The sequence below is a fragment of the Dyadobacter sp. genome (assembly GCF_039919315.1).
In the GTDB taxonomy this organism is placed as follows: Bacteria; Bacteroidota; Bacteroidia; order Cytophagales; family Spirosomataceae; genus Dyadobacter.
This window is the reverse complement of record NZ_JBDSFX010000024.1, coordinates 27,319-45,019: the sequence shown is the minus strand read 5'-3', so window position 1 is coordinate 45,019 and position 17,701 is coordinate 27,319. Positions and strand designations below refer to the sequence as shown.

Annotated in this window: 15 protein-coding genes and 1 pseudogene; 7 read left to right on the top strand and 9 right to left on the bottom strand. The window is 46.2% G+C overall.

The genetic code is table 11. The annotated features are described in order from the left end of the window. Positions 1–87: 87 nt before the first annotated feature. Positions 88–609, top strand: a complete 522-nt coding sequence (locus ABIO93_RS07140; protein WP_348065935.1) for a hypothetical protein — start codon at positions 88–90, stop codon at positions 607–609. A 174-nt stretch (positions 610–783) separates the two neighbouring features. On the opposite strand, the gene ABIO93_RS07135 is transcribed toward ABIO93_RS07140, so the two are convergent. After that, positions 784–1,755 (bottom strand): helix-turn-helix domain-containing protein, encoded by a 972-nt coding sequence (locus ABIO93_RS07135; RefSeq protein ID WP_348065932.1) that lies wholly within the window; start codon positions 1,753–1,755, stop codon positions 784–786. Positions 1,756–1,870: 115 nt separating this feature from the next. Here ABIO93_RS07135 and ABIO93_RS07130 point away from each other — a divergent pair, with 115 nt between their 5' ends. Next, the gene (locus tag ABIO93_RS07130) at positions 1,871–2,299 is read left to right on the top strand and encodes a VOC family protein (RefSeq protein ID WP_348065928.1); all 429 of its coding nucleotides are present in this window, start codon (positions 1,871–1,873) and stop codon (positions 2,297–2,299) included. 6 nt (positions 2,300–2,305) lie between these two features. Then, positions 2,306–2,686 carry a DoxX family protein gene (locus ABIO93_RS07125; RefSeq protein ID WP_348065925.1) on the top strand — a complete coding sequence of 127 codons (381 nt, stop codon included), beginning with the start codon at positions 2,306–2,308 and terminating at the stop codon, positions 2,684–2,686. Here ABIO93_RS07125 and ABIO93_RS07120 read toward each other — a convergent pair. The 4 genes and pseudogenes from ABIO93_RS07120 to gap form a co-directional block, all read right to left on the bottom strand. Beyond that, positions 2,683–2,922 (bottom strand): annotated as a pseudogene (locus ABIO93_RS07120) (helix-turn-helix domain-containing protein); the annotation flags it as partial. The gene ABIO93_RS07125 and the pseudogene ABIO93_RS07120 overlap by 4 nt on opposite strands. A gap of 56 nt (positions 2,923–2,978) precedes the next feature. Next, entirely contained in the window at positions 2,979–5,630 is a 2,652-nt protein-coding gene (locus ABIO93_RS07115) for a reprolysin-like metallopeptidase (protein WP_348065921.1), read from the bottom strand. Positions 5,631–5,900: 270 nt separating this feature from the next. Beyond that, positions 5,901–6,908: a helix-turn-helix domain-containing protein gene (locus ABIO93_RS07110; protein ID WP_348065917.1), complete on the bottom strand. Its 1,008-nt coding sequence runs from the start codon at positions 6,906–6,908 to the stop codon at positions 5,901–5,903. Between the two features lie 10 nt (positions 6,909–6,918). Next, positions 6,919–7,914 carry a type I glyceraldehyde-3-phosphate dehydrogenase gene (gap, locus tag ABIO93_RS07105; protein ID WP_348065914.1) on the bottom strand — a complete coding sequence of 332 codons (996 nt, stop codon included), beginning with the start codon at positions 7,912–7,914 and terminating at the stop codon, positions 6,919–6,921. 281 nt (positions 7,915–8,195) lie between these two features. Between gap and ABIO93_RS07100 the strand changes: the two genes are divergently transcribed. Next, positions 8,196–8,960 carry a DUF72 domain-containing protein gene (locus tag ABIO93_RS07100; protein ID WP_348065910.1) on the top strand — a complete coding sequence of 255 codons (765 nt, stop codon included), beginning with the start codon at positions 8,196–8,198 and terminating at the stop codon, positions 8,958–8,960. Between the two features lie 36 nt (positions 8,961–8,996). Here the strand turns inward: ABIO93_RS07100 and ABIO93_RS07095 are convergent, their stop codons facing one another. Both ABIO93_RS07095 and ABIO93_RS07090 read right to left on the bottom strand, forming a co-directional pair. Next, positions 8,997–9,611, bottom strand: coding sequence for a hypothetical protein (locus tag ABIO93_RS07095; RefSeq protein WP_348065907.1), 615 nt, complete (start codon positions 9,609–9,611; stop codon positions 8,997–8,999). A 75-nt stretch (positions 9,612–9,686) separates the two neighbouring features. Further along, the gene (locus ABIO93_RS07090; protein ID WP_348065904.1) at positions 9,687–10,373 is read right to left on the bottom strand and encodes a GNAT family N-acetyltransferase; all 687 of its coding nucleotides are present in this window, start codon (positions 10,371–10,373) and stop codon (positions 9,687–9,689) included. Positions 10,374–10,505: 132 nt separating this feature from the next. Between ABIO93_RS07090 and ABIO93_RS07085 the strand changes: the two genes are divergently transcribed. The 3 genes from ABIO93_RS07085 to ABIO93_RS07075 all read left to right on the top strand — a co-directional run bounded on the left by ABIO93_RS07085 (position 10,506) and on the right by ABIO93_RS07075 (position 14,291). Next, positions 10,506–10,985: an ankyrin repeat domain-containing protein gene (locus tag ABIO93_RS07085; RefSeq protein ID WP_348065901.1), complete on the top strand. Its 480-nt coding sequence runs from the start codon at positions 10,506–10,508 to the stop codon at positions 10,983–10,985. A 175-nt stretch (positions 10,986–11,160) separates the two neighbouring features. Next, positions 11,161–11,706 carry a ferritin-like domain-containing protein gene (locus tag ABIO93_RS07080; RefSeq protein WP_348065898.1) on the top strand — a complete coding sequence of 182 codons (546 nt, stop codon included), beginning with the start codon at positions 11,161–11,163 and terminating at the stop codon, positions 11,704–11,706. Between the two features lie 200 nt (positions 11,707–11,906). Further along, positions 11,907–14,291: an FtsX-like permease family protein gene (locus tag ABIO93_RS07075; protein WP_348065896.1), complete on the top strand. Its 2,385-nt coding sequence runs from the start codon at positions 11,907–11,909 to the stop codon at positions 14,289–14,291. 70 nt (positions 14,292–14,361) lie between these two features. On the opposite strand, the gene ABIO93_RS07070 is transcribed toward ABIO93_RS07075, so the two are convergent. Next, on the bottom strand, positions 14,362–15,804 hold the full coding sequence (locus ABIO93_RS07070; RefSeq protein WP_348065892.1) for a metallophosphoesterase family protein: 1,443 nt from the start codon (positions 15,802–15,804) through the stop codon (positions 14,362–14,364). A 7-nt stretch (positions 15,805–15,811) separates the two neighbouring features. After that, complete coding sequence (locus ABIO93_RS07065) at positions 15,812–17,650, bottom strand: cytochrome c peroxidase (protein ID WP_348065888.1); 1,839 nt, start codon at positions 17,648–17,650, stop codon at positions 15,812–15,814. Positions 17,651–17,701 lie beyond the last annotated feature (51 nt).

The following is a 17,701-nucleotide window of genomic DNA, read 5'->3' as shown; positions in this document are numbered from 1 at the left end:
CAGAAAGTAACCTTTTAAACGAATTTCTTTCTGGTTTTTTGGCTAACTTTCAGCAATAGCGCTTTTATGAACATCTTTTTGTAGTCTATGCTGAACCAGCTGATCAATGTATTCTGGACCCTCGCGTCTTTCATGGCGGTTGGTTCTTATTGGGGCGTGCATTTCGCTGAAAAAAGATCTCCCTCGGTACTCGGTGCGATCATTGTAGTGAGCGTACTCTGTTACATGACTCCAAGGCGATGGCTTTCAGCATTAACACTCAGTGAAAATCGAAGAACCTATGAACGGATCGGAGTAAAATTTATGCTTTGGTTCGTTCAAAATGGAACATTTGTCAACCGGATCCAACGAAAGTTTAGCAAGGAGAAAGCAATAATCACCAGTCGAAAAAAGGCATCGACTTACCTAAGCACGATTGATATGCAGGAGAGGTACCATTACTGCTGTTTCGTGTTCTTCATCCTGAGCGCAATCAGTGCGCTACTTATCGGGAAAACAGAATCAGCGTTTTTTATTATGCTCTGGAACATTCTTTACAATGTATACCCAATCCTGTTGCAGCAATATAACAGGCTTAGAATCAACTCGGTACTATCGGTTAAATCTTAGGTAAATGACTAATTGAATTAGCATATAATTGATACTGGTTTACGAATATAAAGCAAATTAAATCACTTCTCGCTTGCTCAGTATCGCTGGATGAAGATTTAATTCAGAAGTTTTTGCAACCAAACCAGATCAAAATGCTCGTCTAACATACTTTTTGCCAAATGTTCAAAAGCACTATATCGAGTAGTTAAACTTGTTCCTGTAATCGATCGGGCTCATACCGGCGACACGCTTGAAAACCTGGCGGAATGCCTGAATGTCAATGTAGCCCACTTCTGTCATGATGTCCAGAATCGATTTTTTGCCAATTTCCAGTTGCTGTTTCGCGGCTTCGACTTTTACACGCTGAAAATACTCCGAAACGGTATGTCTGGTGGCCTTTCTGAAACGGCGCTCCAAGGTCCTGCGAGTGACGTGGAATATTTCTGCAATGTTGTCGACCGTCAGTTTTGCGGCATAATTCCTCTCCACATACTCTTGTACTTTCAGGATCAGGAGATCTTTGTGATCTTTCAGACCGTTGAAAATGACAAATGGCGACTGACTACTCTTGTCAAGATCCACTACGAAATATTTGGCCGTACGGATAGCCATTGCGCGATCGGTGAAGCGCTCTACCAGATGTATCAACAGATTCCAATAGGCATTGCTTCCTGCGCTTGAATAAATTCCATTCTGGTCGGTGATCATCAGCTCATCCACCAACTTCACGGAAGGATAATAATATTTAAATTCATTGGCAAACTGCCAGTGCGTAGTACAGTGCTTACCCTTTAAAATACCTGAAAAAGCCAGCAAAAAAGAACCCGTGCACATACTGGCAACCTCCACTCCATACTTGTACTGGTCGGCCACCCAGACCCCAAACTCTTGATTTAAATGCGTTGCTATCAGCAAATTACCCATCATAGAAGGTATGATAATCAGGTCATTTCTCTCAACGTCACATAAAAGGACGTCCGCACGGACCGTAAACAGCCCGCCATTTTGCTGCACTTCTTTCGTCAGTCCTACCAATTGAACTTTGAAAAGTGGTGGTTTTCCATTTTCAGCCAAAAAATCATTGACTTTCACAAAAACATAGCCCGCATCGACGATTGACGACAGAACTGCATTTCTTAATGTTAAAATTGAGATTGTTACCATTTGACAAAATTAGGACTTGAAAATGTCGCAATCAACCACCTCAGAATGTCGCATTTACATAATTCAGGTATCAGGTCAAGGCAATAACTTTGCATTATCACAAAACAACCAAATTATGCTAAGCACAAATCCTTATTTCAATTTCAATGGCAACACCGAAGTTGCCATGAACTTTTACAAATCAGTCTTCGGAGGCGAGTTCACCAATTTCAAGCGTTTCAAAGAGGTCTTTGGTACAGATACCTTGCCTGCCGACGAACAAGAAAAGATCATGAACATCACGCTTTCTGTAAAAGACGTATTTACATTGATGGCGACCGATACACTCAAATCTATGGAGCAAAACGCGACATTTGGCTCCGTTTTTCATATCAACCTTGTTGCCGAAAGTGAAGCAGAAGCAGATGATTTGTTCACCTTATTATCGGAAAACGGGAAGGTTGAAATGCCTATGAATAAAACGTTCTGGGGATCCTATTTCGGAGTGTGTAAAGATCAGTTTGGAGTTTCCTGGATGATTAATTACTACAATCCTCAAAACTAGAACGCCATGAAGAAACTCAATATCTGGTACTGGATTTTCACAGTCAGCTTCGCTTTGCCGCTAGGTACAGGCTCATTTTTTGAACTGAGCTCTAATCCCGATTCAATCTTGCAATATACCCGACTCGGCTATCCAGCCTACTTAGCTCCTTTCTTAGGACTAGCAAGGCTTCTCGCGCTGATCGCCATTATCGCACCAGGTTATCCGCGACTCAAAGAATGGGCCTATGCGGGCCTTATTTTTGATGTAACAGGGGCAGCATTCTCTCAAATCGCCTCCGAACATCCATTTACAGACGCTCTTTTCCCTCTTCTCACCATCCTGTTCATTGGCGGTTCTTACATTTTATATCACAAGAAAATGGCATTTGGGGTTAGTCCCGACTAAGCAAATTCAACTTCATTTTTGCTGGTCCTGAACACACGCTTGTAATCGCTGGGAGTGACCACCAGGTTTCGCAAAAACACTCTCCGCATGGATACGAGACTGACTAGCCCGGTCTTTGCTGCGATCTGCTCCATATTCAGGTCACTTTCTTCCAAAAGTTTCCGGGCCATTTCCACACGAAGCTTTTTTACGAATTTGGCTGGCGTGAGGCTGGTTTCTTTTAGAAATACCCTGGAAAATTTCCAGGGCTCTCCTCTTCAATAGCACCTAATTGTAATGTTTTCGCGCCTTTTTAAAGTTTTACGAATTTTAGTTTCTCAATAAAATTAGCTCCTTGCAGGGTAATGTGATAAAGTCCGGTCGCAAAAGGTGTCGCATCGAGCTCGAAGTCGTTTGCATAACCGGTACTGGGCGGAAGTGAAAGGACAACCTTCCCGCTCTGATTGGTGATCTGAATGCTGAATGCCTGATTTTGATGCTTGCTTGGGCTAAATCTCAGCTTACCACTGGTGGGATTGGGGTAAATCGAAAGCATGTCACCTGTACCGGTAACTTCGACGGACCTAATCTGCGAATACTCGAATTTACCGTCGTAATCAAGCTGTTTTAAACGAAAATAATAAGTACCACCTGTCAATTCGCCGATTGAATACTGGTATTGGTGGGCGATTTTAGAGTCACCGTTTCCATCCACAAAACCAGCCTTCACAAAATTCCTCGCATCGGGGCTCATTTCAATTTCAAAACCGGCATTGTTCACTTCTGATGAAGTTTCCCACGTTAGCAGGGCTGCGTTTTTCTGTTTTAGCTTTGCATTGAACGAAACCAGGGTAACGGGCATCGGCGTCCCAATCGAAAAATTGACATTAGAAATGTCAAAGAAGATATTGGCAACGTTGTCGAATTCAGTGCTACTGCTTGGTTGGATTTTTATTCTCGCCTGCGATGTATTGACCAATGGTAGCACTACGACTACTGAACCAAGTATATTGAAAACGCTAGTCATCAAGGTTGTAGGAAATGTGACGCCGCCATCCGTAGACAGTAGAACGTCCACCAGCGTGCAGCTCACAGGGCTGGTATTAGTGCCGTTGACGCTCCAGTTCACGACCATTGGCCCACCAACGGGGTATGTGCCAATAGGGCCGAGTAAGCTTCCGGCAATGTCATTTGTAATCAGAAATGGGCCCGAAGGAGCGATGTTCACGGTTACCTGCTCAGAACTAACACCGCTATCATTATCCCGCACCGTTAGCCTGTGTGTGGTAGCGAGATTCGTGGATGGTAGCTTATCCCCGATCGCATAGTTGGAGCCATTCAAGATCGCAGAAAGTCTTGGATAGTACCTGGTTCCCGGATCTGTGCTTTCGCTGGCAGTAACCGGTGCGTAACTACGGAAAAATGGTGCTGCGGATTGATCTGCAAGCGTACCAGCAGTAAGCGCCCCGTTATCAGATTCGCCACTGATATTCGTTCCTTCCCATGAATAACTCAGGACATCGCCTCCATCCAAATCGGTAGCTGTACCGCTCAACGAAAAAGGCGTTGATTTAGGAATAGTCCAGCTAGGTTGCAAGCCACTGATGACGGGTACTGCATTATTGGTCGGGGTGGTAGTAAAACACACCAACGAACCGATAAACGTATTTGCCTGATCATAATTGACGGTATGAAAATTCAAAATGGGTGTGTACGGTGCCTCGTAATCGTCATTACCTACCAAACCGTCTTCCGGAGTCGAATTCGAGCAGGTATAACCGTAACTCATGATGGTAGTGCCGGAACCTGGTTCCACAGATGTCTCGTGTGATCGCGTCGTGCATACGGGCACATTGCTGTTGTAGCTGTGGGTCATGCCAAATTGATGCCCGATTTCGTGCTGGATCAATTGTTGGTCAAAAACATCGGCATAAGACCCATCTCCTACACCCGAAACGCCCCTGCCCTTGAACAACGGATCACAAACTGATTCAAGGGATGCGACTCCTCCCCCTGAGCCTCCTGCATAACCAAGTACATGGCCAATATCATAGCCTCCCGTGATGGCAAGGTCCAGGTTCGTCTGGTTTTCATTGAGCATGGCAGACTGGCTGGTATTCGTGTATGGATCTGTGAGCGGATCGGTGTACACGACCGATTCGTCGCTAACCAATTGAAGTGCTACACTCAGCTCCCTTCTATAAACAGCGTTCATGTTGTTTACATAATTGGTAAGTGCAACGAAAGCCAGGGCAGCAGTACCGCCTTTTTGGGCAGTGAATTCTGCATTAGCTGCCATGGCCAGCCGGAATGTTCTCAGCACATCACCTGTTGCCAGTGCTGCCGACGCGCGTTCATTCTTTCCATCTTTCACGAGTGGTTTCACACGGTTTTCTGTGTCCACGGTACCACAACGGTTATCAGATTTTTTGTTTTTATCTTCCTTTGGGCTTATGGCATCACGGGAGAAATAACTCCGGTATAGACTATCAGCTACATCATTCGTAATTTTCTCAAAATAAACGGCATCACCGCCCACGCCCAAAATGATGGCGTTGAATCCAACGGATGTCAGGTTAATGCGCAGCGAATATTCCCGGTGAGTTATTCCCCTACCCGCATAAGTTTTGATTTCGGGGTGTTTCAGGGCAATTTCAGGAGAGAGAATAGGCGATTCAAACAAAGTGAAACGTTCGACACTACCATTTGGCAGCGGAAGCTCTAATTCCAATCCCGGTGCGCCTTTAGTTTTAAATTCCATCGGTGCACTCAGCAAATAGCTTCTCAGAGCGCCGGTTTTCAATTGGTACACCGAAACTTTGTCGATGCGCTTTAACTGGCTGGTGTTTAGCCGTGCGTTAGAAACTGGTTCAAAGAACCCTGTTTGGGCAAAAGCGCTTAGGCCGCCCTGTACAACAAGTAGTGCCACAAGGACGACTATCCTTCGGTAAAATTTTAATTCCATGTACGGAAGTTGAATAAAATGAGAACTTAACGTTGGGAGAGCTCAATTTTGATCGGGAATGTTTGCTAACTATTTTACCGTAAAGTATAGTCGCAAAACAATCTACTGACCATAATCGACTGAATAACAGACTATTTAGTCATTAAAACTAGTTCTATGATTTCTATCTCAAATAGATATACGTAACCGGTAGCGACATCGCCACCTAGGCATTAAATTTCCGGCTCTTACATTTTATATAACAGGAAATTGGTATTTGAAACAGTTCGGCTAAGCAAACTGAAGGTCATTTTTGCTCGTCCTGAACATCCGCTTGTAGTCACTGGGCGTGACCATGAGATTTCGCAGGAACACTCTCCGCATGGATACGAGGCTCACAAGCCCGGTTTTTACAGCGATCTGCTCCATATTCAGGTCACTTTCTTCCAATAGTTTGCGGGCCATCTCCACACGGAGTTTTTCTACGAATTTCGCAGGCGTTAAACTGGTTTCTTTCAAAAATACCCTGGCGAAGTTCCTTGGGCTCATGTTGCTGTGCACGGCAAGTTGCTCCACGCTCAGATCTTTGTCCAGGTTGGCGATCATCCATTCCTGAATTTTGCCAAAAATACCGTTCTCCGGTTCAGGCAAAAGGTCTCCAAACTGCGATTGATACCCGGGACGTTTCAAATAAAGTACCAGGTGCCGGGCCACGGAAACGGCAATTTCACGGCCATAATCCTCTTCCACAAGCGCCAGCGAAAGGTCAGTGGCCGACGATACGCCACCCGAAGTATAAATATTTCCATCCCTGATGAACAACTGGGAGGAATCGACGCGAATGTCGGGAAACTCGCGGTGTAATTTCGAAGCCTTGTCCCAATGCGTGGTCACATTCTTACTACTCAAAAGCCCGGCTCTGGCCAGTGCAAAAGTCCCTACACAAATGGATCCGATGCGGCGGACTTTGGGATACATTTCTGAAACCCATTCATAAAAATCGGATGCCTCAATGGCCGGGTTTTCAAAATTATAACCACTAATGATAAGCGTGTCAATGGGTCCCAAGATCTCGTCGCGTTTGATGGGCGAGCTGATGGTAATGCCGGACCTCGTCACGATCTGTTCCGAACGGTCCGCGGCGACCACGATCACTTTATAAGCGTTTGCAACTCCGGTTTTCTCGTATATTTTTTTGGATGCCTGAAAAAACACATCTCCCGGACCTGCTATCTCCAATAAGGGCAGATCCGGGAATGCGACAATGACAACCAGCTTTGAATGCGCCGTAGCGTCCATTTAATTCACTTTATTTGACTGTGCTTGCCAGTTCGGAAACCAGTTCTGAGATACGGTTTGAAATCCCCACTTCGTTGTCGTACCAGGCAACTACCTTCACAATGTTACCGATACTTCTTGTCAGCGTTCCGTCGACGATCGATGAATGCGTATTGCCCAGAATGTCAACCGACACAAATTGTTCCTCCGTGTATTCCAGCACACCTTTTAACTGGCCTTCCGAATAAGACTTCAATATATCATTAATTTCCTGCGCCGATGCATGTTTAGTCAGATTGAGCGAAAGGTCGACAATTGAACCATCGACAACCGGCACACGATATGAAAAACCGTCCAATTTGCCTTTCAGGTTGGGTAACACATCACCGATTGCTTTTGCAGCACCGGTGGTAGTGGGTATGATCGACTGGCTGGCCGCTCTCGCTCTCCGCAAATCCCGGTGAGGCGCATCCTGCAATACCTGGTCGGCTGTGAAAGCATGCACCGTACTCATGTAACCCGACTCAATCCCAAATTCCTTTTCCAGAATATGCAGGATCGGTGCGATGGCATTGGTTGTACACGATGCGGTGGAGTAAATGTCGTCATCAGCCACGATAATGTCATTGTTAACACCACTGACGATGGTTTTGACACCACCCGTCGCAGGAGCAGTAATGAGCACTTTTTTCGCACCAGCATCAATGTGCAGCTGAGCCTTATCCCTTTCCGTAAACCGTCCGGTAGACTCAATCACCACATCAATTCCCAGGTCTTTCCACGGTAAATTTTCCGGCGCTTTTTCACTCAGCAGGATAATATTTTTCCCGTTGACCTGAATGTGAGTACCGTCTTCCGAAACCTGGCCAGGGAAATGCCCATGCGACGAATCATATTTGAGTAAATGAGTAAGCGTTTTAATATCGGTCAAATCGTTGATAGCCACTACTTCAACATTTTCCTTGTTTTGTAAGGCGCGTAGGGTCATACGGCCTATTCTTCCGAAACCATTGATTGCAATTTTCATGTCTGTGTAATTTAAGTCTCTATTGGGTCTCTTTTCGATCCCCTTTCATAACACAAATTTACAAAATGTAAATATTGGCAGAAATGACAATTTTTATACTATTTCTGCCAAATTTATTTTGGCACACACCTGGCTACCGATCCTTGTTCAAACCTATTAGACATTCCTGATTTGTACTGGCCTGAAATTTTATAGCATTGGACTTCACTTCACATTTCTGAAAAGATGGTGGAAGGGATTAACATTAAGTGGTTCAATTGAATGATCAAAAACAACTTGTTATGAGTGAGTCAGGGGCATTGTATCTGGGGACGAGCGGCTTGGTGCTTCCTTATCGGAACCGGCAGGATTATCCGCCGGAATTGGAAGGCCAGAGCCGTATCGCCATTTACGGCACATTCTTCAACTCCATTGAGGTGAATTCCATTTTCTACAAACTTCCCAGGGCGGCTACGGTTGCGCAATGGGCTGAGTCCGTGGGTGAAGACTTTCGGTTCACATTCAAGCTCTGGAAACAGATTACTCATAGCCCGGGGCTAAATTTCAGTGAGTCCGACCTGGATCAATATTTCAAGGTAATCGAAGGTGCCGGGCCAAAACGTGGCTGCATTCTCGTCCAATTTCCACCATCGGTGAAACCTCCGTTATTTCAGAAAGTACATTCGTTACTATCCAATCTGCAAGAGAGGAACTTGGGTCAATGGGCGATCGCGGTAGAATTCAGGAGCTCGCTGTGGTATACTGAACAAACCTACGATATGCTCAATGCGTATCATGCTGCGATCGTATTTCATGACAAAGCCGGCAGCGAATCGCCTCAGACAGAGCTGGACGCCTCTACTGTGTACCAACGTTTTCATGGGCACGGTGGCAATTACAAAGGCAGCTATGACCATGGGTTACTCTACGAATACGCAGGATATGTATCCGAGTGGGTTGGTGCCGGAAAAACGGTCTATGTTTATTTCAACAATACTATGGGGGCAGCGCTGGAAAATTTACGGACTCTTGAAAGGTTTTTAAAAGAAGATTTTTCAGAAGAATGAAACGTCTGCAATTTCCTTTCATGAACTTGAATGTGATCAGTCCGCAAGCAGTCCTTCCGTAAATACTTTCCATTGTATCACCGAGAGGGCCTTTTTCCCAATAAACCCGATAATGGCGTTACGCACCTTGTCAAACAAATTATCAGACTCCGGATTTGCTTCGAGGTTACGGTCATACACTCCCGCAGAAACGGTCAGTTGATCGATAGCAACGATGAATGTACTGGTCGATTCCTTTGAATAGAAGTGTGTGGTATCGTGCCCTTCAGAAGTCGGGTCGTCCGCGGGCCGCACCCGCAAAGCAAGCGACTCGGTGGTACCCGTGCGCTCTTCCTTCACTTCTTCTATAATCACCCAATCGAAACCGTCGCCCTTTTGGGTGCCCGGCCCTGGAATGTCAATTTTAATGTAATGCCCTTCCTGTGCCGGGCCTGGCACCTGATTACCGGTAGTATCCGCCAACATAAAGTGCGCTAACTGCTCTCCCGAACATTCGTGCCATCTGTTGACGTCGAACAGCCGCAACTTTGCTCTATTAAAAAGTGCCCGGGCTTCGGCAGTGTCCCGAAAAACTCTGGATGTTTCCGTATCAATCGAATCACCGTGACGGTTTTCGGGTACGCTGTGGCTGTGATTTTTCTCTTCCATCATCGTTGATTTGTCAAAAGACGGTTCTGACAAAAAAGGCATACCAGACGGCAAACGGCTTCGAAACTGATATAGAAATTAATTGGTGCCTTTCACCAATACATAGAAAAAGATCTCCGTACGGATCACAAAACCCAGCGATTCGTAAACTCCGATCGCACGCACATTATCTGCTTTGACGTGCAGGAATGGCTTCTCATTGGTCTGCTGAATGCGGTTCACCTGCCGGAGCAAAAGATGACGGGCATAACCCTTTCCCAGGTGATCGGGGTGCGTACACACGGCGCTGATCTCCGCAAAACCTTCGGGATGCAACCGCTGCCCTGCCATCGCCACCAGCCGACCATGATCAAAAATCCCTTCATAATGTCCAAAACGAATCGTTTCCCTTGCAAACGGGCCCGGGTTGGTCAGGCTGGTCAATGCGACCATTTCGGGAACATGGCCTGCTGTCAGGGAAACCACTTCCGGCCCCACCGATTCTGGATTTGCAGGCCCATTATAGAGCATTTGATATCCACCAATGGCCGCAACCAGCTTCCACGGAAGAAATTCTTCCACTTTTTGATTGCTCACAAATATCACATGACTGCTAAAAGGGAAAGTGTCGTGTAACACCTGTAAGCCCAGCGTCGCGGGAACGTCCAGGGCTGCGAATGGCGAAACTTCGGGCAGGAAATTGGCCACCCCGTCCCCTACCTGCCCCAGCGAGCTGTTATTCGTGCGAAGCGCATTCCAGACAGGGTTATCGAGTATATGTTTCATTCCAAATCAAGGTGGGATTTCATAAATGACTGACAATATAAGTGTATCTTCAAACTTATCGAAAGCGGTCACGGCACGATTTTACCAATATCCGCAATTTGCATTCAAATATATATTACGGACAATCGATCAATGGAAAATTTCACGCAAGTTTTACTGCATGCTGCCCGGCTGGGCGAAACAGCCGTCCTGGAAGAAATCATCACTGGCGGCGCAGACCTTAATGTTCAGGACGAAAAAGGATTCACGCCTTTGATCATTGCCTGCTATAACAACCGCTATGATGCAGCCGAATTGCTCCTGAAAAGTGGAGCCGACGTCAATGGTGCTGACTTAGGCGGCAACACGGCATTGATGGGTGTGGCGTTCAAGGGGTACACCGACATTGCCAGTTTGCTGGTTGCCAACGGCGCGGGAATCGACATGCAACACGGAAACGGAGGCACGGCGTTGATGTTCGCCGTCATTTTCGGCCGTAATGAGGTGGTTAAGCTGCTTCTTGAAAGTGGTGCCGACACTGCCATCCGGGATTATCGCGGATTAACAGCATTCGACCACGCGACCCAGCAGAACAATGCTGAGGCACTCAGCCTGCTCGGACACGCGGCATAAAACAACCGGGACGTTAATGTGTAGAAATTCATTTACAGATACCCACTGTTTACGCTACACGTACACCAAGCGGTATGAGGCTCAGGGAGCAGCCAAGGACAAAGAGATGCGCTGGTATGAAATTTTATAGGGAACGCCTGTAATTACCAATTTATTTTCAAACCATTCATCAATCATGAAAGCGACTAAGAACAGTACCAAACCCAAAAAACAAATTACGGAGCAAGACGGCGAGAAGCTGAAAGAACTGTTTGTAGACGGCCTTAAAGATATTTACTGGGCTGAGAAACACCTGACCAAGGCACTCGTTAAAATGTCAAAAAATACCACGTCGGAAGAATTAAAATCTGCTTTTGATCTGCATACCACCCAAACGGAGCAACACGTTGCGACATTGGAACAGGTGTTTGAAATCATCGGTGAAAAAGCACAGGCGAAAAAATGTGCGGCTATGGAAGGCCTCATCGAGGAAGCCAATGAAATTATCGAAAGTACTGATAAAGATACTCTTGTTCGCGACTGTGGTCTTATCATGGCCGCTCAGAAGGTAGAGCATTATGAAATGGCTTCTTATGGAACGCTCAGGAATATTGCCCGCACGCTTGGCTATGAAGAAGCTGCAACGCTTTTGCAACAAACATTGGATCAGGAGGGTGAAACAGATCACTTGCTGACCGAGATTGCCGAGTCGTATGTCAATCAGGAAGCGTCCGTAGAATAACAGATAAAGTTGTAACACAAAAAACGCCAGCGGGTCTCCGTTGGCGTTTTTTGTGTTATCTAAAACCGGACATTGGTGTTCATATCCGTACAAATGATCGTCAGAAAAGTGGCTCCATTGCATCCAGAGCTGCATTTGTGCAGGTGGTATGTAAATTGTTACTTTTGGCAAGTGACTGCCACATCATCTGAATCGAACCTATGCTCTCTAATTACTTCAAGATCGCTTTCCGTGTCCTTTGGCGCAATAAAATTTATGTGGTCCTCAATGTGGTAGGATTGGGATTTGCCATTGCTTGCTGCATTCTGGCTTACCTAAACTACAACTACCGGGCCAAATTCGACCAAAATCACGCCAATGCCGAAGGCATCTATCGACTAAATAGCGAGCGGCTGGTGGATGGTACAAAGCAAACCTGGGGCGTTGTCCCGATGCCACTGGGTGAGGCGCTGCAAACGGAATCAGGTGGTGCGGACAACATTGCCCGGCTCAGCAGCGCAGCTGTGATCGTCAGACAAAAGGAAAATACATTCAACGAACGTATTCACTACGCCGACAAGGAGCTGTTTGATTTTTTTAGCTTCCCTTTGAAATTCGGTAACATTTCGGGCTTTGAGAAAGCCAATCAGGCGATTATCAGCGAAGAATTAGCGGATAAATATTTTCCAAAGCAAATGGCGGTAGGCCAGTCTTTAACCGTTGTGGACGCTGAGGGCAACCCAAAGGTTCTCACTGTGGAAGCCGTTGCACAGAAAATCCCCGCTAATTCAAGTATTCACTTCGATATCATTACCTCATTTGAAAACAGGTTTGTAAGTAAAAAAACCTCCCCCGACGACTGGGCTAACCCCACGCTCATTACCACATTCGTACAGCTGAAAGATCAGAAAACCGGACCTGTCTTGCTATCCAACCTGCATACTTATATAAGCCGCCATAACAGTCATCGTACCGACTGGTCATTAGCAGGATTTTCCCTCCAACCATTCTCTGAATTGGCCACCAGCTCGGATATTGACATGTCTGGATACGTATATGGCAGCCAATTAACGTCCAATCCCCGCGGCGTCCTCGTGATCGTCCCGGCGATCATGTCCATATTTATTTTAATTATTACCTGCTTCAATTTTACCAATGTGTCCATTGCCTTCGCCAGCAGCAGGTTGAAAGAGATCGCTGTACGGAAAGTGATTGGCGGTGTGAAGAGAGAATTGATCTGGCAGTTTTTAACCGAGAACATTATCCTATGCCTTTTAGCGTCTGCATTGGCCTTGTTGTTTATCGATCTGTTAACGCCAACCATGGTCAGTCTCACGGGCGTGGACCTGTCGCCGGATCTCAACGACTATGGTTTTTGGCTGTTTTTGATACTGGTTCCGGTCGTAAGTGCAGTTTCTTCCGGTCTTTACCCGGCCGTGTATGTGAGCTCGTTCCAACCGGTTCGGATCCTTAAAGGAAAAACCACACTGGGTTCTTCCAACCGCCTTACCCGCTTTTTACTCCTTGCCCAGTTTAGCCTTTCGTGTTTTGCATTGGTGGTGGGCATTGTCATGACCCAGAATGCGACATTCCAACAAAAGGCCGACTATGGCTATGCGATCAATGAAATAGCGGTAGTAGAGATCAGTAATCCACATGAATACAGCGTTTTAAGCCAGAACATTCGGCTTCGCCCGGATATTAAAAGTTTTGCCGGGAGTGCCCAGCAAATTGGTGATGGCACCTACACGCTGAAAGCTAAAACCGAAAAAGGCGAGCTGGACGCACAGGTAGCGCATGTAGGAGGCGCTGATTATTTAAATACCATGGGGATCAGCCTGATGCAGGGGCGTCAGTTCTATGAAGGTGAAGGAGATGCGGATCAATCCATTATAGTGAACCAGACTTTTGTGCAACGCGCGGGATTGAAACAAGCACTGGGCCAGCAGGTTACGCTGGATAGTGCCACCTACACGATTGTGGGTGTTGTAAATGACTACAAGGAATATGGCTTACATGATATAGTGCCACCTTGCGTGCTGCGTATGGCGAAGCAAGATGAATATAAGTACATGGTGGTGCGCACTACACGGGAAAAATTGCCACAAGTATCCGCATACCTGCAAACAGCCTGGCACAAAGTGGCGCCCAATGCTCCTTACCGGGGATTTTTACAATCAGATTTGGTCGAAAAGGAGCTTCGCATGACCAATGGTTTCAAATCGATCGCATTTTTTCTGGCCATCGTTACCCTGCTTCTCTCTGCGTCAGGTTTGTTTGCCCAAATTTCGCTGAACATTGATAAACGCAGCAAGGAAATAGGCATGCGTAAGGTACTCGGTGCTTCGGTGCTGCAAATTATTGCTGCTGTCAACAAGCGATTCGCACGTATCCTGCTGATTGCATTTGTGATCGGTTCGATTTTAGGTTATCTATTCACCAGCAAATTTATTTTCCAGGTTATCTTCAAGTATCATCCTGCTGCGGGGCCTGAGCCATATATAGGAACATTTCTGGCCGTGGTACTATGCTGCTGCCTGATCATCGGTTCAAAAGTGTATCACGCCGCAACTGCGAATCCGATAGAGAGATTGCGTGCTGACTAACAGGCTCGCCGGAATACGCATACACGTATCCCGGCGAGCAAACCTCATGCGAAAACTGACTTTAAATTTTCTATTTGGTAAGCTTTTTATCCTGCTTCAAGATCTTCTCTTCCTCTTTCTTTACATCCTTCATCATCGTAAAATGGTCGCCGATTTTGCCGTCCGAGCAAATCCATTTAAGATCAAGCCTGTTTCCTTCTACTTCCAGCATCACGGCACCTCCTACTTCGTTATTGGAATAATACATGGCATTATGCGGATATGTTTCCTTGTGTCCGCCCAATGCACCTGCCGATCCGCTGACGACATAAACGGTCCCGTCGGTATTGGTTTTGCTCTTCAAATAAGGCGCTGAATTTTTGCTTCCGTCGTACAATGCAGTCGAAGAACTGATCTCATACTTTTTGGAGTCATAATCCGCTTCTTTTCCATAATATCCTTTGATCAGCCTGGTGCGTTCGTACACGTGGCTGTGCCCGCAAAGTACAAGGTCTACGCCGCCGTCTTCCAAGGTTTTAATGAAATTCTCCCTGATCTTTACCAGCAAGGATTCCTTGTCGGAGTCGTGTGAACCCATAGTATAGGGAGGATGGTGCCAGTATGCTACCACCCATTGTTTGTTCTGATTAGCCGCCAGATCCTTCTTCACCCACTCTACCTGCTCACCCATCTGGTCATAAATGTGCGTTCCTTTTTTATCAGGGCCGTAAGAGTCCAGGGCCAGGAAATGGACGTTTCCAATGTCATACGAATAATAGGATTCTGTATTGGATGCCACGCCGCCCGCTTCGGCCTGAGTAGGCAACGAAAAGTTTTGATAGTAAGCGATTTTGTTCTGATCAGTGGCATGAGAAGAATTAAAATCGTGGTAATCGTGGTTTCCCGGCACTGGGTACAATGGATATTTTTTAAGCAGGTTATCTTTATAAAGGTTAAAGAACTTTGCTTGAAATTCGGCATCCGTTCCATCAGAATAGGCATTGTCTCCCATCAAAATCCAGGCATTCAGATATTTATCTCCCAGATAATTGATAACCTGGTCCCTGACAGACCTTTGATTGATCGAGTTATTTCCGCAGTCGCCAAAGCCAGCAATACGCAGCAATTCGGTACTGCCGGTTTCGGGGAAGGTATAAAAGTAATTTTCGTCGTCGCCCTGCAAAGTGGTGTCAGCCAGGTTTCCGACCGTATAAAAATACTTTGTCGATGGTTTCAGGCCTTTCAAAGTCACAATGTGTTCGTTGACCAACGTCGAGTCATCGGTTTGCATATTGAGGTTATCGCTTGTCAGGCCGTACTTCACCCGGCTGCGGTCGTACACATTGGTCCTCCACCGCACCGTCATGCTGGTGGGTGTAGCGATCTGCAAATAGGGACCTCGCAGTAGATCCGCTTGAATACCCATCAAAGGGCCTTTTTTCTTCGCTACCGGTTTTGCCGCGGGCTGCACTTCCTGCCCGGAGGATAACAGGGGAAAAAGTAATGTGAAAAGTAAAATTCTGATTGCTTTCATGTTTTGGTTAATTTGAGAAAATTTGTTTTTCGGGGTTGGTATCTGTTAAGGATTCTAGGAATAGGATAATGTCACCGGTTTCACGATCGGACAAATTCAATGGTTTTGCAGATAATGTCTGCTCTTCAACTGGCAAAGCCAGTCCTCTCCCGCCGCCTTTATTGTAAAACTCGACTACTTTGTTCAGCGTTTTGAATGATCCGTTGTGCATATACGGCGCCGTCTTGGCTGCATTCCGGACCGTGGGTGTTTTGAATGCACCTTTGTAATATTTCATTTTGTACAAATCAAACCGACCCAAATCCTTGTCCAACATAGGGTTATCGAAGTCATCGGTGGTCGTAGTACCCAGTACCTCTACTTCCGACAGGTCGAAAAGTGGCGGGAGCAGCGAATTAAAAAACGGTGGAAAATGACAGGTGCCACATTGTGCCTTACCCATAAAAAGGTTGAACCCGCTTACCTGCCGGTCTGTCAGAGCTGCTTGCTCACCATTCATGTAGCGGTCAAATGGCGAATCCATCGGGCTCAACTGCCTGATGAAAGCTGCCAGCGCTTCTGAAATCTCACCTATACCCAAATTGCCTGCGCTTTTCCCTGGGTATGAGCCATTGACCACTGCTTTGTATCGCTCGTTTTGCAGCACACTTTTTAATGATGCATTGCTTCCATTCATTTCCAAGGGATTAAAAACCACGTGATGGATCTGATCGTTGAGATTGCCGACACGTCCGTCCCAAAATTGCATGTGCTGCCAACCCGCGTACATCAACGTCGGCGTGTTTCTCTTCAAAATCGAATCAGGAACCAATGACGGGCTCTTTTCCAGTTGATCCGTGAAGTAACGTGAGGGCTGGTGGCAAGTCGCGCAGCTCGTCGAAGCATTTCCTGATAGTGATTTATCAAAAAATAATAACCTGCCCAGCTCAGTCAATGCCTTGTTTCGAGCAGAATCTTGTCCATCACCGCCCCACGTACGCAGCGCATTCCTGCTGTAAATGTGAGGGGCGCGATAGTTTAGATATTGCGTTGTATTGATTTCTAACCCCAGCGCGGACACGAACTTCCCATATTCAGTTTGCATCGGCAGAGCGTATCGGGTCAGATATTCCATTCTATTAAAGGAATCGAAATCCTGGTGTCCTTCCAGATATGTCAGTGAACTGCTTAATAGAACTTTAAGCAAATTGCTTTGCCCGGGATTGGATTCGAAATAGGGATTTAATGTATTTTGCAACGCGCCCGTAGCGTCCATTGTTTCTGCAATGCCACTTTTAAGCGACGGTGCGTCATAGCCCGAAATATACAATGTAGACATTCGCACCAGTTCAATCCGCACGCTCTCCAGGACCTGCGCATCATTGATTTCAAGTCCGTAAAGTAGCGACTGCATGTCCCTGGCAGAAGTAAGCATGGCTTCGGACTGGGTCAGTAATGTCGTTTTGTTGGATAGTACGTCATCCTCAAACAGTAGTGCTTCTATTTGCTGCAATCCCATGGGCTCTACCAGTTCCAGCGTAGGTTCCTCAACTTCAAACTTGGGCGCGGCATTGTAAAACCTTGTTTCACTTGCAAAAAAATAAGTGGTAAAAAACGCTATCCGCTTGTAGCTGCGCCGGCATTCCAACAATGCCTTCCTTGCCTGAACGATCGTTCCAGAATCAGACTTGATGTCGTCAATCGCCTGGTAAAGTGCTTCATTGCGATCCAAAAAATCACTAGCCCCTTCCTTGAAATCTTTGATACTTTGCGCTACACCAATGGACGGATCAGTGGGAGAGCTGACTTTCAAAGAAAGTAAAACAAAGCTGGTAATAGCCAGGGCAAGGACTACCGTTTTCTTCATGCTTGATCAAAATAAAAAACAAGGGTGAGGCGCTCATGGCATCACCCCTTT